The sequence below is a fragment of the Corallococcus sp. AB032C genome, assembly GCF_003668935.1.
Lineage (GTDB): Bacteria > Myxococcota > Myxococcia > Myxococcales > Myxococcaceae > Corallococcus > Corallococcus exiguus.
Genome location: NZ_RAWP01000075.1, coordinates 1 through 19,297 on the forward strand (window position 1 = coordinate 1; position 19,297 = coordinate 19,297).

General features: G+C 67.7%; 10 protein-coding genes. All 10 read left to right on the forward strand.

Annotated elements, in window-relative coordinates:
- Positions 1–120 precede the first annotated feature (120 nt).
- Positions 121–5,457, forward strand: a complete 5,337-nt coding sequence (locus D7X99_RS27980) for an RHS repeat-associated core domain-containing protein (protein WP_169849634.1) — start codon at positions 121–123, stop codon at positions 5,455–5,457.
- A gap of 883 nt (positions 5,458–6,340) precedes the next feature.
- A complete protein-coding gene (locus D7X99_RS42430) occupies positions 6,341–7,123 on the forward strand; it encodes a hypothetical protein (RefSeq protein ID WP_147476285.1) in 783 nt (260 codons plus the stop codon).
- Positions 7,124–7,170: 47 nt separating this feature from the next.
- The gene (locus D7X99_RS27995) at positions 7,171–8,397 is read left to right on the forward strand and encodes an ROK family transcriptional regulator (RefSeq protein WP_120579751.1); all 1,227 of its coding nucleotides are present in this window, start codon (positions 7,171–7,173) and stop codon (positions 8,395–8,397) included.
- A complete protein-coding gene (locus tag D7X99_RS28000) occupies positions 8,394–9,257 on the forward strand; it encodes a family 16 glycosylhydrolase (protein ID WP_121780458.1) in 864 nt (287 codons plus the stop codon). The genes D7X99_RS27995 and D7X99_RS28000 overlap by 4 nt, the downstream gene beginning before the upstream one ends.
- Complete coding sequence (locus tag D7X99_RS28005) at positions 9,254–10,897, forward strand: ABC transporter substrate-binding protein (RefSeq protein ID WP_121780459.1); 1,644 nt, start codon at positions 9,254–9,256, stop codon at positions 10,895–10,897. The genes D7X99_RS28000 and D7X99_RS28005 overlap by 4 nt, the downstream gene beginning before the upstream one ends.
- Before the next feature lie 2 nt (positions 10,898–10,899).
- The gene (locus D7X99_RS28010; RefSeq protein ID WP_121780460.1) at positions 10,900–11,883 is read left to right on the forward strand and encodes an ABC transporter permease; all 984 of its coding nucleotides are present in this window, start codon (positions 10,900–10,902) and stop codon (positions 11,881–11,883) included.
- Positions 11,876–13,642: a dipeptide/oligopeptide/nickel ABC transporter permease/ATP-binding protein gene (locus D7X99_RS28015; RefSeq protein ID WP_121780461.1), complete on the forward strand. Its 1,767-nt coding sequence runs from the start codon at positions 11,876–11,878 to the stop codon at positions 13,640–13,642. Before D7X99_RS28010 ends, D7X99_RS28015 begins: the two co-directional genes overlap by 8 nt.
- Entirely contained in the window at positions 13,639–14,634 is a 996-nt protein-coding gene (locus D7X99_RS28020) for an ABC transporter ATP-binding protein (protein ID WP_121780462.1), read from the forward strand. Before D7X99_RS28015 ends, D7X99_RS28020 begins: the two co-directional genes overlap by 4 nt.
- Positions 14,615–15,985, forward strand: a complete 1,371-nt coding sequence (locus D7X99_RS28025) for a GH1 family beta-glucosidase (protein ID WP_121780463.1) — start codon at positions 14,615–14,617, stop codon at positions 15,983–15,985. The genes D7X99_RS28020 and D7X99_RS28025 overlap by 20 nt, the downstream gene beginning before the upstream one ends.
- A complete protein-coding gene (locus tag D7X99_RS28030) occupies positions 15,982–19,293 on the forward strand; it encodes a glycoside hydrolase family 2 TIM barrel-domain containing protein (RefSeq protein ID WP_121780464.1) in 3,312 nt (1,103 codons plus the stop codon). Before D7X99_RS28025 ends, D7X99_RS28030 begins: the two co-directional genes overlap by 4 nt.
- Positions 19,294–19,297: the final 4 nt, after the last annotated feature.

Below are 19,297 nucleotides of genomic sequence, written 5' to 3' on the forward strand. Positions count from 1 at the left end.
GGTGGGGGTGGGGGAGATCGCTCGGAGGAAGGGGAGGTCTCGGATCCCAAGCCGGACGTCTGTGAAAGCGGTGGCGACACGGTCGCGGCCTCCGGTGTCTCCGCGATGTCCGCGCCTCGCGTGAACCTGAAGGACTTCACCACTCGCTTTACCGTGGCGGATGTGGGCATCCATGGAGAGCAGGGTGGCCTGAACTTCGTCCGCAAGTACGTCTCCACCGACAACTTCTGGTCCTACCAGTCGATGTTGGGCAACAGCGCGGAGCCGTTCGTCGCGAAGCCCTTTGGCTCCAGCCCGACCCGCCAGAGCTCCATGCGCTGGTGGCACACCCTCTACAGCTTCGTCCATGTCCAGGGGAGTGTTCCGGGGGTCAGCACCTGGGCCGTTCGCGATACGGAGGGCGAAGTCATCGAGTTCTCCGCCTGCCTGATCACCGGCTCCGGATGTTACGCCACGCTCCGCACCAACAGCCGCTGGTCCAATGCCAGCCTCTTCTGGGCCTCCAACGGTACCTTCATCCTCACCAAACCGGGGGAAGGCCGTTTCATCTATGGCCACAGGTGGACGGCGACGGCCGGTGGCCTGGTGCGTCGCTTCTTCCTGACTCGAATCGAGGAAGATCGCCTGACGGGAACTCCGCGCGTCCGTCTCACGCTGACATACGCGACACCCCCTCCATTCAATCAGAACGGCCAGATGGTCGCCTGCCCGGGTGGGAGCGCCCTGAACAATGGCGTCCCGTTCCTCTCCACTGTCACGACAGAGGAGGGCGGTCGGCTGCGCCTGTCCTATCGGGCCATCAATACCGCCCCGGGAGTCACTCCGGGAGCGGAGTGCGTCCTGGATACGCTGTACCTGCGCAACAACGCCAACTCCTCCGATACCTCTGAGACAGCGGTCGCGGTCTACCACTATGCCTTGACCTCGGGTCTCAGCGTCGAAAGGCCCGGCCTCCTCGCCGGGGTCGACTATCCGGAGACCGGGGACAACGTCGCCTACGAGGACACGACCGCGACCACCGCCACCTCCACGGCCTGGAAGGTCTCGGTCAATCAGTTGGCCCTGACGGGGCACCAGTATCAGTCCGGCAAGGTGGCGTCGGTCAGCACGGGCACGACCACCAGCATGGCCATGAGTGCGGGGTCCGGCGACTGTGATGGTCCGGCCGCCATGGGAGGAGGACCCACCTGTGTCCCTCCCTCAGCGGAACCCATGACCGCGACCTCAGGAGACTCCGCCGGCACGTCGGTTCAATATCGCCGCAAGTTCTTCACCCGCGGCACAGCTTACGCGCCCTACGCCATCCTGGACGGCGTCCAGGACGCGTGCCTGTCGGGCAACTGCATGAGTTTCGCGGCCGGAGACATCAACTTTGCCTACGCGACTCCGGCGGATGGCACGCTCTACCTGAGCTCTGTCTGGAACAAGCTCGGGCGCTACGACGTCACCCAGATGACCTTTGCTCCGGCGGGCACGAGCTCTGTTCCCGGGACGGTCAGCCCGGTGGCGCAGGTGTCTCGGAGTTACGGTGCTCAGAGCGCCAACGGCACGGGTGGCGTCACGGGTGGAACGACGACCCAGGTGTTCGCCAGCATCCCTTCAGGAGCAATCCCGCACCCCTGGAATCCGGTGGAGACCTCCTCCGACTCCAGGCCGTCCGTATTGCAGCCGAATGGCCAGGTCGTCACGCGGACCACCTACGACACGGCGACGCGGTTCGAGAAGTCCGTGATCCGCTCCGGCTTCACCCAGACCTTCAACGAGTCCACGGGCACGTGGTCAAGCCCCGTGGCCCGCCATGTCGGCATCTTCTATTACAACCACCTCAAGTGCTCTGGAGAGTCCGACACCGGAGGAACGGTGCTGAAGGAGGTCCGGGGGCCTTGCCTCGTGAGCGGCCCGGAAGCCACGGGCTGCACGGGTTCTGACTACCCCCTCACCCAGTACCGCTACTACGGGCCGCCCTCCGTGGAGCGCAGCAACAACGCGGGACGCCTCTGGAAGATGTCGCGTTACACCTCTCATCAGGGTGACTCCAACACCTGTTCCTCGTCACCGCTCACGACCGAATACCGGAATTACGACGCACGCGGCGTCGCGACCACGGTCGTCACCCCTCAAGGCGGCATCATGTCGATGACGTACCAGGGTGGACGCCTCGTGAGCGCAACGGGCGAGGGGCTGTCGACGACGCTGCGCTACGACGGAGCACAGGTGCGCGCGGTACAGCAGTCTGACGGAGTCTGGACGGTCTACTGCTATCGGACCGGAACGACGGGTGCGGGATGCCAGGGCGGACAGAAGACCACCCAGCTCCAGTGGGTGGCCGTGGCCGATGATGAGTTGGGAGTGGACTGGAGCGAAAAGTCGGTCAAGACCTACTGGCCCAATGGTGCGTTGAAGACCGAGGAGCGGCGTTCCCGCATCAATGGCGTCGAGGAACTCCGGACCCGGACAACGCATCATCCGGATCCCCAATCGCGCCCCACCTACGCTCGGCAGGGCGAGGGAACGGGTAGCTTCACCGCCATCAGCGGCTTCGACCTCAATAACAACCTGGTCGCGGCCGGCCGGCCCTTCAATGCCGCCCCCGACTTCTGCCGCAATCCGGATACGACCCTCTCCGCGCTCTGCACGCAGATGGGGTACGACTCGGCGGACCGCCTCAACCGCGTCTCGGAGTATCTGAGCGGCGGGGTCGAACAGCACACCACGATTGCCTACGATGCCCAGGGCAACGTGAACGCCGTTCGTGCGGGCTGTGCCAGCGCGGCCGCGGGTTGTGGACTGCTGGCTTCGTACCAGTACGACGACTTCGGAAACCTTGTTCAGACCCAGCTTCCGCATGCCACCGGACCGGTGCGCCAGGCGTTCGATGCGCGCGGCAACTTGCTCGTGAAGCAGACGGAGGCCATGCGGTTGGCGAACGAGTGGCTGGAGTACGGCTACGACATCTTGAACCGGCCTCTGAGCGCGAAGCGCAGGAGCAGCGGCACCACGCCTGTCAGTGAGACGCTCTACCAGTTCGGCTATGACTCGGACGGGACGGTGCCGTCGAGCTGTGGCAGCAACGTGATGCACTCCGAGGGCGGGTTGCGGTACCGCGACGATTCCCTGGGCCGCACCTGGTTCCGCTACGACTTGCTGGGTCGGGTGGAGTCGGAGCTGCGGCAGCGACAGGGCGACTCGGGATGCACGCCGGAGCTGGAGACGCGGTACTCGTACGACGGCCTTGGCCGGTTGTCGGACGTCCAGTACCCGTACGGGCGCACGGTCACCTATATCTATGGCACGCATGCGAATGCGCATCGTGTCTCCGCCGTCGACGTGACCCTGTTCACGACCTCCGGTCCGGAAACCCAACGGCTGGTGAGCAAGGTGGCCTGGGAGCCGTTCGGCGGTCTGCGGGGCTACCAGATCAACCCGTTGCCCGCTCAATCACGCCCGGTGGCCGTGGAGTACGCACTGGGGGATGATGGAACGCAGGCCCCGGCCAATTGCGCGGTGGCCTTCCCGTCCGCCGCGAATTCGGATCTGACGGGGCGGCCGCGCTCGTTGCGCGTGTACCGGGATGACTTCACTCCGGGCAGCACGTTCAACAATGGCGGCATCTACAAGCGCACCTATACGTGGAACGCGGATCAGGTCGCACGGACGGATACGTGCCTTCTGGGGGCGACGACGCCCAGGACGGAGCTGTATGCCTATGATCGGACCCTGCGGCTGACGTCTGCGTCCCGGCCCACGGGCAACCGGGATGCGACCGGTGGCGCCTTTGAACAGCAGACGTTTGAGTACGATCGCCGTGGCAACCGGTCTCAATCTACTCACTTCAGCAGCACGCCAGCTCACACGCTTGGGTATGAGACTGGGGTTCGTGCGGACCTGTTGCAGTCCGTGACGCCTCCGTACCCGCAGTACTACGGGCAGTCGAAAGTGGTTAACTTCACCTACGACGCGGATGGTCGCGTCGCGAGCAAGGAGTTGGGCCACTACACGTCGGGGCAGCCCGCGAACCTGATGGAGTTCCGCTACGCGCCCTTCAACGCGTCGGAAGGGCAGGGCTCGGCGCGAGAATCCGTCTTCCGTGCCGTTCGGGTCAACGGCATGACGTACAACTATTTCTACGATGCCCTGGGCCGCAGACGCGCCAAGGTCAACCCATTCAACCGGCGGGATGAATTCTTCCATGGCACTGGCAACCAACTGCTGGTGGACCAGGGGTGGAATGAACTCGTCCCGCAGACCCAGGATAACTTCCGCGTGGTGGATGATTACGTCTGGCTCGGAGGACGTCCGTTGATGCTCTTCCGGGGCAGGCTGAACGCGACGCAGAACGTCCGGGAACCGGATTCGACCGCGGATTGCCGACGTGACGGTGAAGCCGCAGCGTGCGGCGTCTATTTCCCCGTGACGGACATCGTGGGCAAGCCGGTTCTGATGTTGAACGGTGACGGGCTGGTAGCGGGCGCGGCGGATTACCAACCCTTTGGCCACGTCAATCGGCTCACTACCGCGGACAGTACCGCGATCCCCTACTCAGATGACGACGGAGAGATCTTCACTGGTTTCCAGCAGACTGCGGAGAACAGCAGCGTCCATGTTCGTGCGCGGGCTCGGTTCCTGTTCATCGACATCCATGATGGGCAAGACGAAGTGACGGTCTTCAGGAATGACCCCTTGGATCCTCAGGAGGTGACCTATCTGGACCCGGAGATGAACCAGGTGATCACCCCCTGGTTCTCGTTGCCCGCCGATGGGATAGGCGTGGGTATCAGCGCGGGCCCACCCGACAGCTCCGGACCGAACACGTCCACCGGAGCGGCGATGGAGGGCTTCGACTACCAGCGCTACCAGACGGGCGCACAGCCCTTCTGGACGCCCCTGCGCTTCCCGGGGCACTACTACGACGCGGAGACGGACCTCTTCGAGAACTGGAACCGCTACTACGACCCGAGCGTGGGGCGGTACCTGCAGCCGGAGCCGTTGCTCGCGATGGGGCCGGCTGTGCTGCCGGCGTACGCATACGCGGTGAACAATCCGGTCAATGTGACCGACCCGACCGGAAAGGACCCGATCTTCAACATCCAGAACTTCGTGGGTCTTGTGTATGGGGTTGGATACGGTGCTTTTAATGGTGCGAACGTCAGCCTCCAGTTTTCGCCAACGGTTGGCCCATACATTCAAGTGCTGAATCACCCAGTCCAGGCGCAGAGGGGTTACGACACCACGTTTGGGCGGGTTATCTGCTATAGAAACACGGACCTTAGCAATCGCCCCCACGAAGAGGCGCATGTCCTGCAGTCGGATGTCCTGGGGAACGAATACTTTCCACTGCATTTGATGTTCCAGGGACTTTCGCAGGTCTTCACTGGAACGCACCACAAGCTGAATCCTCTTGAGTGGGGACCGAGACAGAACCCGCCGAGCCCCTGGCCGACGCAGATGCCCAAGTGAACATGAAGCCTTCGTTATTCCTCATTCTCGTAGTTGCTGCTTCGGCCTTGTGGGCGTGCTCATGGCTGCCCGGCACGAAGGCCGAACCATCGGTGGAACGGTCGGCGCGCCTCAAGTCGGCGGTGACGGAGTCATGCATCAATGAGGGACTGCATCGACTCCGATTGCGGAGCACCGGCAAACTGGACAATCAGCTGTTTGTGGTTGCGGAGCCTGATGGGCCCTCAATGGCTCATCAGGTTCCTGTGAGGATTCAGCATCACAAGGTTCTTGGGCCCGCCTTCTTCCTGGTCGTCGTAACGACCCTGCCACGTGGCCGCGTGGGTGAGGCGGATTACCGGCAGGCGGAAGAGTGGACTGGAGAGGTCCTTCAGGGCGTTCTCGACGCGTGCAAGGCATCAGGCCCGGTGAGGTGCGTTCGTTGCCAGCATGAGGCGTGCGACGTGCCGTGCACTCCTGGCTGAACCGGAAGTCAGATGTTGAAGGTCGTGAGCGAGACCCTGGAGCCGCGTACAGCGACTCCAGGGTCTCCCTGCTTTGAGGTCGGACCCCGCGCATCCTGGCGCGGTGTGGTTCCCCGGGGCAGGCACGGCGCACCGCATCAACCGGTTTACGCCGCGCAACGCGTTCTCGGCTGCTTGCAAATGGGTAAAGGGGGCTGGTATTTCTTCGTCAATCGAACGAACTCGCATGTTCGCGGTGGGCGGGGACGCAGGGCGGCTCCAGATGGCAGGGGCCCCGGCGGCGGGAGACGGCGGTTTCTCCTCTGGCGTAGGGCTGCATGGGTAACGCGACGCGGCATGCGGGCGGCGGATTCCAGCAGGTTTTGATTTCTTCGCCGTAAGAACGAAGTCATCCCAGCAAGACAACCCGGAGGGGATTCATGCTTCGCAACAAGCGGTTCGCGTGGACGTTGACGGCTGTCGGAGTTTTCGCGCTCGCGGGGCTCGTGGGGGCCTGTGATCCCGAGGACGACCCCACGCCTGGCACCCAGAACGACGCCGGTACCAAGACTGACGCGGGCACCAACACCGACGCGGGCACCAACACCGACGCGGGCACCAACACCGACGCGGGTACCAACACCGACGCCGGGACGACCACCGACGCGGGCACCACCACCGACGCGGGCACGGAGACGGATGCGGGCACCGACGCGGGCACCCAGACGACGCTGCCCCTGGCGGTGGACGGCACCTGGCAGTCCAGCGGCTACATGGGTGACGGCTCGGAGGACGGCCTGAAGGACGAGCCCGTCTGCGCCACGCCCCGCCCGGGCACGGGCCTGGGGACGTGCCACAAGTTCACCTACACGAAGAAGAGCCAGGGCTGGGCGGGCGTCTTCTGGCAGTACCCGCAGGACAACTGGGGCAAGACCAACACGCCGGGCTTCCTGGTTCCGGACGGCGCGAAGGCCGTGACCTTCTATGCCTGGAGCGACAAGGGCGGAGAGACCGTCGACTTCTTCGTCGGCTACGGCCCTGACTCCCAGGACGGCTTCGAGAAGAAGCTCAACCCCGCCGCCGTGCTGACCAACGCGCCGGTGAAGTACACGCTCGACATCAGCAAGATCCGCTACGCCGACGTAGCGGCGGGCTTCGGATGGTCCGCGGGAGGCCACGAAGAGCCGTTCGTGTTCTACATCGACGACATCCAGTGGCAGTGACTCCCATCTGAGCGCCCTGTGCGCCCAACCAGGAACGTGAGCGGACGATGAAAGCGGGAACGGCGGTGTTGACGGTCGATGCGGCGGGCATGCGTGCGCAGAACAGCGGCCTGCTGCTCAACATGATCTGGCGCGAGCGTCAGATCTCCCGGGCGGAGATCGCCCGGCGCACGGAGCTCAGCCCGTCGACCGTCTCCGCCATCGTCGCGGACCTGGAGCACGCGGGCCTGGTGCGCAGCATTGGCGCCGGGGTCTCCCGCGGGGGCCGCCGTCCCACCCTCATCGGCTTCTGCGACGAAGCCTTCAGCCTGGTGGGCGTCGAACTGGGCGCCAGCCACGTCACCGTCGTCCTCACGGACCTCCGCGGCCGCGTGCGCACGCAGAGCAAGGCGAGCCACGCGGTGCGCGGCGATCCGGAAGGGTCGCTGCAGAAGGCGAAGGAGCTGGTCCAGGAGTGCCTGGAGGCCGAGCGCGTCCCGCGCCGCTCCGTCGTCGGCATGGGGGTGGCCGTGCCCAGCCCCGTGCACCCGGCCGCTCCCGGCAAGATGTCCCCCCTCATCCTCCCCGCGTGGAAGCACGTGGACGTGAAGGAGTGGTTCGAGACCACCTTCGACATGCCGGTGTTCGTGGACAACGACGCGAACCTCGGCGCGCTGTCGGAGTGCTTCTGGGGCGCGGGCTCCGGCGGCGAGGACCTCACGTACATCAAGCTGGCCACCGGTATCGGCGCGGGCCATATCATCCACGGCGACGTGTACCGGGGCGCCGGCGGAATGGCCGGTGAAATCGGCCACATCCCGGTCGACTCCAACGGCCCGCTCTGCGTGTGCGGCCTGAGGGGCTGCCTCGTCACCCTCATCGGCTCCACGGCGCTCACCGAACGCGCACGCGAGCTCATGGGCACCCGCGGCCGCAAGGGCCCCACCGTGCGCGACCTGGTGGAGGGCGCCCGCACGGGTGACGCCGCCGCGAAGCAGATCATCGACGGCATGGGCGCCTACCTGGGCATCGCCGTGGGCGGCCTGCTCAACCTGTTGAACCCCGCCATCGTCGTGCTGGGCGGGGAGATCTCCTCCGTGGGCGAGATGCTGCTCGACCCCTTGCGCGCGTCCGTGCGGCAGCGCGCCCTGTCTGTCTCCATGGCGGAGACGCGCATCGTCACGTCGGTGCTGGGAGAGCGGGCCATCGCCGTGGGCGCGGCCACCCTGGTGCTCCAGGCGGCGCTGCGCGACCGCTCCCTCTTTCCCACGCAGCACGTCGGGAGAAGTGCATGACTTCGCGCCGTCTTGTCCTCGCCCTGGCCCTCTCGGGCCTGGGAATGGCTTCGTGTGATCCAGCAGCAGGTCTGGATAACAGGCAAAACGAGCAACCCAGGCCCGTCACGGAGCAGCCGGGCACGGGGTGGGAAGTCGTCTGGCAGGACGAGTTCGACGGTCCGGCGGGCTCGCTGCCTTCAAAGGAGCGCTGGGTCCCGGACGTGGGCGGGGACGGATGGGGCAACGGCCAGTACGAATACAACACGTCGCGGGCGGAGAACGCGTCGCTGGACGGCGAGGGCCACCTGGCCATCACCGCGCGCCGCGAGCGCTACGGCAACAACGACTACACGTCCGCGCGCCTGACGACGAAGAACCGCTACAGCAAGGCCTACGGTCGCATCGAGGCGCGCATCAAGCTGCCCACGGGCCGGGGCATCTGGCCGGCGTTCTGGCTGCTGGGCGCGGACGTGGACTCCGTCGGTTGGCCGGCCTGCGGCGAGATCGACATCATGGAGCACAAGGGGCAGATCCCCTCCGTCGTGAGCAGCGCGGTGCACGGGCCGGGCTACTCCGGTGGCTCGAACCTCGGCCGCCAGCACGCCGTCTCCGGGCCGCCGCTCGCCGAGGACTTCCACATCTACGCGGTGGAGTGGGAGCCGGAGCTCTTGCGCTTCATCGTGGACGACACCGTCTTCTTCGAGGTGACGCCGAAGAACCTGCCGTCCGGCCGGAAGTGGGTCTACGACCATCCGCACTTCATCATCCTGAACATCGCGGTGGGCGGCTCGTTCGTGGGGCCGCCGGACTCCAAGACGGTGTTCCCGCAGACGATGAAGGTGGACTACGTGCGCGTCTACGAAAGGGCCGCGCAGTGAGGTTCACCCGCGCGCTCCTGCCGTTGGCGCTGCTGGTGGCGTGCTCGTCCGAGCCGCGCCCCCGGCCGCCGGGCGTGCTCTTCGTCTCCGTGGAGCAGCAGAGCGCGTGGGTGCGCAACTTCAACCCGCTGTTCGCGGGCGCCGGTGCGCGCTGGCCCACCCGGGCGGGCGTGTACGAGTGCATGGAGATCTTCAGCTCCGCGCAGGGCAAGTGGGTGCCGTGGCTGGCCACCGGCCACGCGTGGTCGGAGGACCAGCTCACGCTGCGCTTCAACGTGCGCGACGGCGTCCTCTGGTCCGACGGCAAGCCCTTCACCGCGGACGACGTCGTCTACACCTTCGGCCTGCTCAAGCAGCACCCGGCGCTGGACGCGGGCGGCGTGTGGCGCTTCCTCACGGACGTGAAGACGGAAGGGAAGGGCACCGTCGCCTTCACCTTCTCACGCGTGTACCTGCCGGGCTTCAGCGACCTGGCGCATCAGATCATCGTGCCCCAGCACGTGTGGAAGGACGTCGCGGACCCGGTGACGTTCACCAACCCGGAGCCGGTGGCCACCGGGCCCTTCACGCAGGTGACGCTGTTCCGCAACCAGGTCTACGAGCTGGGCAAGAACCCGCACTACTGGCAGCCCGGCAAGCCCGCGGTGTCCGCGCTGCGCTTCCTCGCGTTCCCCACCAACGACCAGGCCAACATGGCGCTCGTGGAGGGGGAGGTGGACTGGGCGGGCAACTTCGTGCCGGCCGTGGACCGCACCTTCGTGTCGAGAGACCCCGCGCACCACGCGCGCTGGTTCCCGCTCTACGGCAGCACCGTCTTCCTCTATCCCAACACCACGCGCCCGCCGCTGGATGACGTGCGCGTGCGCAAGGCGCTGAGCATGGCGCTGGACCGCGACCGGTTGGTGGAGGTGGCCATGTATGGCTACACCCGCCCCGCGGACGCCACCGCCCTCAACGACGCGTACACCGGCTGGAAGGACGCGGAGGTCGCCAAGGACGCGTGGACGCACTACGACCTGGCCGCGGCGAACAAGCTCCTGGACGAGGCGGGCCTCACGCGCGGCGCGGACGGCATGCGGCGCCTGAAGGATGGGCAGCCCTTCGCGCTGGACCTGGAGGTCGTGAGCGGGTGGTCGGACTGGGTGCGGGCAGGGCAGGTGGTGGGCCGCGACCTGCGCAAGCTGGGCATCGGCGTGACGCTCAAGACGTACGAGTTCGGCACCTGGTTCACGCGCCTGCAGAAGGGTGAGTTCCAACTGGCCATCTCCTGGTCGCTGGACGGCCCCACTCCGTACAACTTCTACAAGTGGCTGTTGTCACCGCGCACGGTGCGCCCGGTGGGCGAGGTGGCCGCGGCCAACTGGCACCGCATGGGCGACGCGCAGGCGGATGAGCTGCTCGTGCGCTTCGAGCGCGCCGGCACGCCGGAGGAGCAGCACGCGCTGATGTCCCAGGTGCAGCAGCGCTTCTCCGCCACCGCGCCCGCCATCCCACTGTTCCCCAACCCGTCCTGGGGCGAGTCCAACTCCTCGCGCTTCACGGGCTTCCCCACCGAGCAGAACCCCTACGCGCGGCTCGCGCCGCACGCGGAGCCCGACAGCCTGCTGGTGCTGACGCAGCTGTCTCCGAGGGAGCGCTGACCATGGGCCGCTACATCCTCCGGCGAATGGGCTTCTACCTCATCGCCGCGTGGGCCTCGCTCACGCTCAACTTCGTGATTCCGCGCCTGGCTCCCGGCGACCCGGCCGCGGCGATGTTCGCGCGCTTCGAGGGCAAGGTCGCGCCAGAGGCCATGGGCGCGCTGAAGGCCGCCTTCGGCTTCACGGACGCGCCGCTCTACGCCCAGTACTTCACCTACCTGAAGCACCTGGTGCAGGGCGACCTGGGCATGTCCTACGCCTACTTCCCCGCGCGGGTGACGGAAGTGATTGGCACCGGCCTGATGTGGACGGTGGCCCTGGCTGGCGTGGCCGTCATCATCAGCTTCGTGGTGGGGTCCTTCCTGGGCGTGCTCGCCGCGTGGAACCGAGGCGGGTGGCTGGACTCGGGACTGGCTCCGGCGCTCGCGTTCCTGGGGGCCTTCCCGTACTTCTGGCTGGCCATGCTGGCGCTGTACCTCTTCGGCTTCGTGCTGGGGTGGTTCCCGCTGCGCCACGCGTACGGGCACGACATGGAGCCGGGGCTGTCGTTCGCGTTCGCCGCGGACGTGGCCCGCCACGCGGTGCTGCCCGCGTCCTCCATCGTGGTGGCCACGCTGGGCGGCTGGATGCTGGGCATGCGCAACACGATGGTGGCCACGCTGGGCACGGACTCCATCCGCCTGGCGCACGCGCGTGGCCTTCCGCCCCGGCAGGTGATGCTGCGCTACGCCGCGCGCAACGCGCTGCTGCCCAACGTCACCAGCTTCGGCATGGCGGTGGGCTTCGTGCTGTCCGGTTCGCTGCTGACGGAGATCGTCTTCTCCTATCCGGGCACGGGCTACCTGCTCATCCTCGCCGTGCGCAACCAGGACTACCCGCTGATGCAGGGGCTCTTCCTGGTCATCACGCTGGCGGTGCTCGCGGCGAACTTCGCCGTGGACCTCATCTGCCTCTGGTTGGATCCGAGGACCCGCGCCCATGCGTGACTTCCTGCGAAGGCTCTCCCGCCACCGGAAGGCGGCGGTGGGCGGCGGCCTGCTCGTGTTCTTCCTGCTGCTCGCGGTGGTGGGGCCCTTCTTCGTGATGGACCCCACGGACCTCGTGGGCCGGCCGCACCAGCCGCCCAACGCGGCGCACTGGTTCGGCACCACCGGCCAGGGACAGGACGTGCTCGCGCAGACCGTGGTGGGCGCGCGCCAGACGTTGGCGGTGGGCTTCGCGGTGGGCGCGCTCGTGACGCTGGTGGGCGCGCTGGTGGGCATCACCGCCGGCTACCTGGGCCGCCGCGTGGACGACGCGCTGTCGCTCACCACCAACGTGTTCCTGGTGATCCCCGGCATGCCGCTGGCCATCGTGCTGGGCGCGTACCTGCCGTCCGGCCCGCTGCGCATGGTGGCGGTGCTGACCGTGGCGGGCTGGGCCTGGAACGCTCGCGTGTTCCGCGCGGAGTCTCTGGCCTTGCGCGGGCGCGACTTCGTGTCCGCGGCGGTGGTGACGGGGGAGAGCCACTCGCGCATCGTGTCGCGGGAGCTGTTGCCCAACATGGCGTCGCTGGTGGGCTCGTCGTTCATCGGGAACACGCTCTATGCCGTGGGCGCGCAGGTGGGCCTGGAGTTCCTGGGCCTGGGCGACGTGAGCGTGGTGACGTGGGGCACCAACCTCTACTGGGCCGGCAACGACGCGGCGCTGCTCACGCGCTCCTGGTGGATCTTCGTCCCCACGGGCATGTGTATCGCGCTCGTGGGCTTCGCGCTCACGCTGCTGAGCTCCGCCATCGACGAGCTGACCAACCCCTCGCTGCGCGTGCACAAGCCGGCGGCGCTGCCCGCGAGCACCGCCCCGCGCGCGCACCTGGAGAAGCCGGTACCGGGCGTGCTCCTGCGCGTGCAGGACCTGTGCATCGACTACGCGACGGAGAAGGGCGCTTCCCGCGTGGTGGACTCGGTGTCGTTCGACGTGGCGCCCGGCGAGGTGTTCGGCCTGGCGGGTGAGTCCGGCAGCGGTAAGTCCACCATCGGCTCCGCGCTGCTGGGCCTCTTGCCTGCCTCCGCGCGCGTCGCGCAGGGGCGCATCCTCTTCAACGGCATGGACGTCACCGCGCTGGAGGGCCCGGCCCTGCGCGCGTTCCGCTGGCGCCAGGTGTCCATGGTGTTTCAGAGCGCCATGAGCGCGCTCAACCCGGTGCTCACGCTGGGCGAGCAGTTCCACGACACGCTCGCGGCGCACGGCCGCGTGTCGCGCGCCACGTCCTACGCCCGCGCGCGGGAGCTGCTGGGCATGGTGGGCCTGTCGCCGGACCTGGTGACGGCGTGGCCACACCAGCTCTCCGGTGGCATGAGGCAGCGCGTGGGCATCGCGCTGGCGCTGGCCCTGGAGCCCCGGCTGATCATCATGGACGAGCCCACCACGGCGCTGGACGTCGTGGTGCAGAAGGAGCTGCTCCAGCGCATGGTGGAGCTCAAGCAGCGGCTGGGCTTCGCCATGCTCTTCATCACGCATGACCTGCCGCTGCTGCTCGCGCTGTCGGACCGCGTGGGCGTGCTCCAGGGCGGCAAGCTGGTGGAGGTGGACACGTCCGCCAACCTGCGCGCTGGGGCCCGCCACCCGTACACGCAGCTGCTGCTGTCCTCATTTCCGCACCTGTCCGCGAAGGACGCCGCGCCGCAGCCAGTACAGAAGGCGCCGGAGCTGGCCGTGTCCCGTCCGTCCACGCGCGTCGCCGCCATCCCCGGAGGTCACCGATGAGCGCGCCCCTCCTGGAGGCGGAAGGGCTCACCCGCAGCTTCCTGGCGGGCGGCTTCTTCTCCCGTGAGCGCAAGCCCATCCTCAAGGGCGTGTCCTTCTCCCTCCAGCCGGGGGAGATCGTCGCGCTGGTGGGCGAGTCCGGCAGCGGCAAGTCCACGCTGGCGCGGCTCTTGGCCCGGCTGGACATGCCGGACGCGGGACAGCTGCGGCTCGCCGGACGCGACGTGCTGGCGGACGGCAGCGCGCAGGCGTCGCTGGACTACCGCGGCCGGGTGCAGATGGTGTTCCAGGATCCGTTCGCATCCCTCAACCCCGTGCACACGGTGGCCTATCACCTGGAGCGGCCGCTCGTGCGCCACGGCCGGGTGCAGAAGTCCGGCCTTCGCACGCGGGTGCTGTCGCTGCTGGAGTCCGTGGGCCTGACGCCCGCGGAGGCCTTCGCGAAGCGCTACCCGCATGAGCTGTCCGGTGGCCAGCGCCAGCGCGTGGCGGTGGCGCGCGCCCTGGCGGTGGAGCCGCAGGTCATCATCGCGGACGAGCCCACGTCCATGCTGGACGTGTCCACGCGCAAGGGCGTGCTGCAGTTGCTTCGCGGCCTCACGCAGGAGCGCGGCATCGGCATCCTGTTCATCACCCACGACCTGGCGAGCGCGCGCCACCTGGCCGACCGCATCCTCGTGCTCTACGCGGGCACCGTGGTGGAGGCGGGCAGGGCGGATGAAGTGCTGCGCCAGCCGCGCCACCCGTACACGAAGCTGCTGCTGTCCGCGGTGCCGGATGGAGACGACTTCCTCCAGGCCGCGCTGCCGGTGCGCCCCGCCACGGGGTCGCCGCCGCTCGTGGGCTGTCCCTTCGCTCCTCGTTGCCCGGTGTCCGAGCCTCGCTGCTCCACCCTCACGCCTCCCGACGTCCTGCCGGCCGCGAATCACCTCGTCCGCTGCCACCTTGAAGTTCCGAAAGGAGTTACCGCCGATGCGTCAGTTTCCTCCTGACTTCCTCTGGGGAGTGGCCACCTCCGCGTATCAGATTGAGGGCGCCACCCGAGTGGACGGCCGGGGCGAGTCCATCTGGGACCGCTTCGCCGCCACCCCGGGGAAGATCCAAGACAAGTCCGACGGCTCGGTGGCCTGTGAGCACTACCGCCGCTGGCCGGAGGACATCGAACTGATGCGCTGGATGGGGCTGAAGTCCTACCGCTTCTCCATCGCGTGGCCGCGCATCCTCCCGGAGGGCCGCGGCCGGGTGAACGCGGCGGGCGTGGACTTCTACTCGCGCCTCGTCGACTCGCTGCTGGGTGCGGGCATCGAGCCCTTCGTCACGCTCTACCACTGGGACCTGCCGCAGGTGCTGGAGGACCAGGGCGGCTGGCCCGCGCGCGCCACCGGTGACGCCTTCGTGGAGTACGCGGACGTCATCAGCCGCGCCCTGGGCGACCGCGTGAATCGCTGGATCACCCACAACGAGCCCTGGTGCATCAGCTACCTGGGCTACGCCAACGGCGAGCACGCACCGGGTCACAAGGACTGGTCCAAGATGCTGGCCGCCGCGCACACGCTGCTCGTGTCGCACGGCAACGCGGTGAAGGTGCTGCGCGCCAACGTGAAGAACGCGGAGGTGGGCATCACCCTCAACCTCACGCCGGGCGAGCCCGCGTCGCCCAGCCCGGAGGACGCGGACGCGACCCGCGACTTCGACGGCGGCTTCAACCGCTGGTTCCTGGAGCCGCTCTACGGCCGGGGCTATCCGCAGGATGTGATTGAAGACCACGTGAAGGCGGGCCGCATCGCGTCCCCGAACCTGGACTTCATCCAGCCCGGCGACCTGGAGACCATCGCCGTGCCCACCGACTTCCTGGGCGTGAACTTCTATTCGCGCGCCGTCCTGCGCAGCAACCGCATCCCGGAAGAGCAGAACGCGCCCCGCACCGTGTTCGTGCGCCCGGACAAGACGGACATGGACTGGGAGGTGTGCCCGGCCTCCCTCACGCGCCTGCTGGTGCACCTGGAAAAGGAATACAAGCCGGGCCCCATCTACATCACGGAGAACGGCTGCGCGTACTCCACCACCCCCAGCGCGGACGGCCGCGTGCACGACGTGCAGCGCGTGGAGTACCTGCGCGGGCACCTGGCGGCGTGCAGTGACGCCATCGCTCAGGGCGTGAAGCTGGCGGGTTACTTCGCGTGGTCGCTGCTGGACAACTTCGAGTGGGCCTACGGGTACACCAAGCGCTTCGGCCTGGTGTGGGTGGACTACGCCACCCAGCAGCGCATCCCGAAGGACAGCGCCCATCTCTATCGCGACGTCGTGGCCCAGAACGGCCTGGACGTGGAGCAGGCCGCTTGAAAAGGCTCTTCCTGACGACGTGTCTGGCGTTGTGCGGTGGCACCCAGGCCTGGGCCCAGGTGTCCGGTGCGGGCTCGCCCCTTCAGTCGCCGCCCGCCGCGCAGCCGCCCTCCGCCGGTCCCGTGGATGCCGCCGCGCCCGTGCCGGGGCAGGCGACGCCCGAGCCGCAGGCGCCCGCGGACGCTCCCATCGCTGCTCCTGCGGCTCCGGCCCCGCAGGCCGTCGTGTCTTCGGACGCGAAGCGCACGACGGTGACGCGAGTCATCCAAGACGAGCGCGGCTTCAAGCTCCAGGTGGACGGGAAGGACTTCCCCGTTCACGGCGTGAACTGGGGCTACACGCCCATCGGTGAGAACTACCGGTACTCGCTCTGGACGCAGCCGGAGGACTTCATCAAGCAGGTGCTGGCGAAAGAGATGGGGATGCTCCGCGACGCGGGCTTCAACGCCATCCGCCAGTTCGACGACATCCCGCCTGTCTGGGTTGAGTACATCTACCGGAACTACGGCATCTACACGCTGCTCAACCCGCTGATGGGACGCTATGGCCACCCGGTGAACGGGGTCATGGTCGTCAACATCGACTACTCGAACCCGGATCACCGCAAGGCCATCCTCGGCGCGTTGGCGGAGAAGGTGGAGCTCTACCGCGACGTGCCCGGCGTGCTGATGTGGCTGTTGGGCAACGAGAACAACTACGGCCTGCACTGGACGTCGTTCGAGATCGAAGCCCTGCCGGGCCACGAGGACGCCGCCCGCGCGGAGTCGCTCTATTCGCTCTACGGCGAGGCGGCCCGCACGGTGAAGAAGCGCGACACGAGCCACCCCGTGTCCATCGCCAACGGCGACCTCCAGTACATCGACCTCATCGCCAAGCACTGCCAGGACCTGGATGTGCTGGGCACGAACGTCTACCGAGGCCCCACCGCGCGCGACATGTTCGCGGAGGTGAAGGCCAAGCTCAACAAGCCGGTGTTCTTCAGCGAGTTCGGCGCGGATGCCTATGACGCTCGCGCGGGCCGCGAGGACCACGTGGCGCAGGCGGAGTACCTGCGCACGCAGTGGGAGCAGATCTACCTGGAGGGCTACGGCCAGGGGATGTCCGGCACCGCCATTGGCGGCTTCGTGTTCCAGTGGGTGGACGGCTGGTGGAAGCACGGCCAGGAGTCCAACCTGTCCATCCACGACACCACCGCGACGTGGCCCAACGGCGGCTACGCGGCGGACTTCGTCCCCGGCCAGAACAACATGAACGAGGAGTGGTTCGGCATCGCGGCCCTGGGCCCGCCGGACTCCAACGGCATCAGCGGCATCCAGCCGCGCACCGCCTACTACGTCCTTCAGGCCGTGTTCCGCCTGGACCCGTACGCAACGACGACCAACCCGGACTCCATCCGCGACTACTTCGCGGGCATCCGTCCGTCCGCGCTCACCAGCGGCTACACCTCGTCGGTGGCGCTGGCGCGCACGGAGGAGCTCAGCGCGGTGCGGGTGTCGAACCTGCGGCTGCTGCTCGACAGCTCACTGTCGCGCGGAAGCATCGCGACGGTGCGGCCCAACCAGAGCTCGGCGGACCACACCGAATCCATCTTCTTCGACCTGGCGTTGCAGCCGGCCAGCGGCGTCTACGGCCGCGCGTCGTTCAACGTCGTGGGCAACGTGGCGCAGAACCGGCTCAACAACCTGTTCTACGAGAACCGCGGCACGCCCTCCACGCCGACCTCCGGTGACATCCCGGTGGGCCCCGGCGCCCCGGCGCGCGAGCAGTCCGCGCTGGATCGCTTCGCCCTGTACCAGGCGGAGTTCAAGTTCGACCGCTCGGACTTCGCGCTGGAAGGCTACTACCGCACCGGTCACTACCACTGGGGCGAGGAGGGTGACTTCTTCAACCTCTACCGCGAGGCGAACTACGGGCCGAACCTGGACATCTACCACGGCAACGCGCCCTTCGGCGTGGTGTTCAGCGGCAAGAAGGCCATGGATGGACTGAAGGTCGCCGTTGGGCCGGAGCTGTACTGGGGCGCCAACCCCTCCGTGGTGGCGAAGTACCGCAACAACGTGGGCCCGGTGAACGTCACGCTGGTGCACCAGGAGGACCTGGCGCAGGGCGCGTCGTCCGCCACGGCCTCCGTGGTGCGCGAGCGCATCGCGCGCAGGACGGCGCTCAACTTCCAGTACGCCACCGGTAAGCTGGTGCTGGACGTGGGCGGCCTGCTCTCCGCGCCCCAGCGCATTGGCGAGACGTTCACCTATACGCGCGCCGCTCCGGAAGGTGGCCCCAGCTACCTCAACAGCGGCTACGACGTGCTCCAGGACAAGGTGCAGTTCCTGGACACGCTGGGCGCCAAGGCGCGGCTCACCTACGACATGGGGCCGGTGCGCTGGCTGGTGCAGTCCTCCTTCCGTGGACTCGTCGCGGACAGCGGGCCGGAGCAGGGCAACATCATCACCGGCTGGAGCCTGCGCGAGAGCGGCCGCGGCAACCACTACGCGGGCCAGCTGGGCGCGGCGTTGCAGTTCGGCTCCATCCAGGTGTCGCCCAACGTCCTGTACCAGAGGCCCCTCATCGGGCCGAACCCCACCATCTCGGACGCGTACGACCCTGGCTCCGGCATGTACTACGCGGGCGTGCGGCCGCGCAGCGTGCTGGTGGACTCGTTCAGCGTGCTGGACAACCGCGAGACGCTGGGCGGCGAGCTGCTCATCACCTTCGACCCGACGCCGGGCACCTGGTTCTGGTCGTGGGACCGCGACATGCGCGAGGACGCGCCGTTCGCCGCGGGCCTGGACATCGTCTACCGGCACCAGCCCACGTCGCGCGACGCGGGCATCGCCATCCTCGCGGACGGAAGCACCATCGCCTTCGGCAGCGCGCCGGTGGCCCGCGATGAGTGGGAGACGTCCCTGCGCCTGGTGGGCAACCCCACCCAGCGCCTGCGCCTGTACGGCACTGTGTACGTGGGCAGCCAGCAGTCCTCCGGCGAGGACAGCCGGCAGATCCACCGCTTCGGCCTGGATGGCTCAGCCCTCTACGACACGCTGCTGCTGGCGGCCCAGCTGCGCTTCAACGACTGGGGTCCGTACGACTACCACCGCGTCTTCAACCTCACCTACCCGGTGCAGCTGGGCGGGGACCTGTCCTACGGCTTGAAGAAGCCGGTGCTGGGCGCGGTGACCACGCGCTTCGGTCTGCGCGGGCTGGTGCGAATGCTGAACGAGTACTCGGAAGGCCTCAACGATCGGGGCATCACCGAGGGCCTGAACGGTCGTGAGTACGAGGTGGGCGCGTATGCCATCCTTTCTCTCTGAGGGA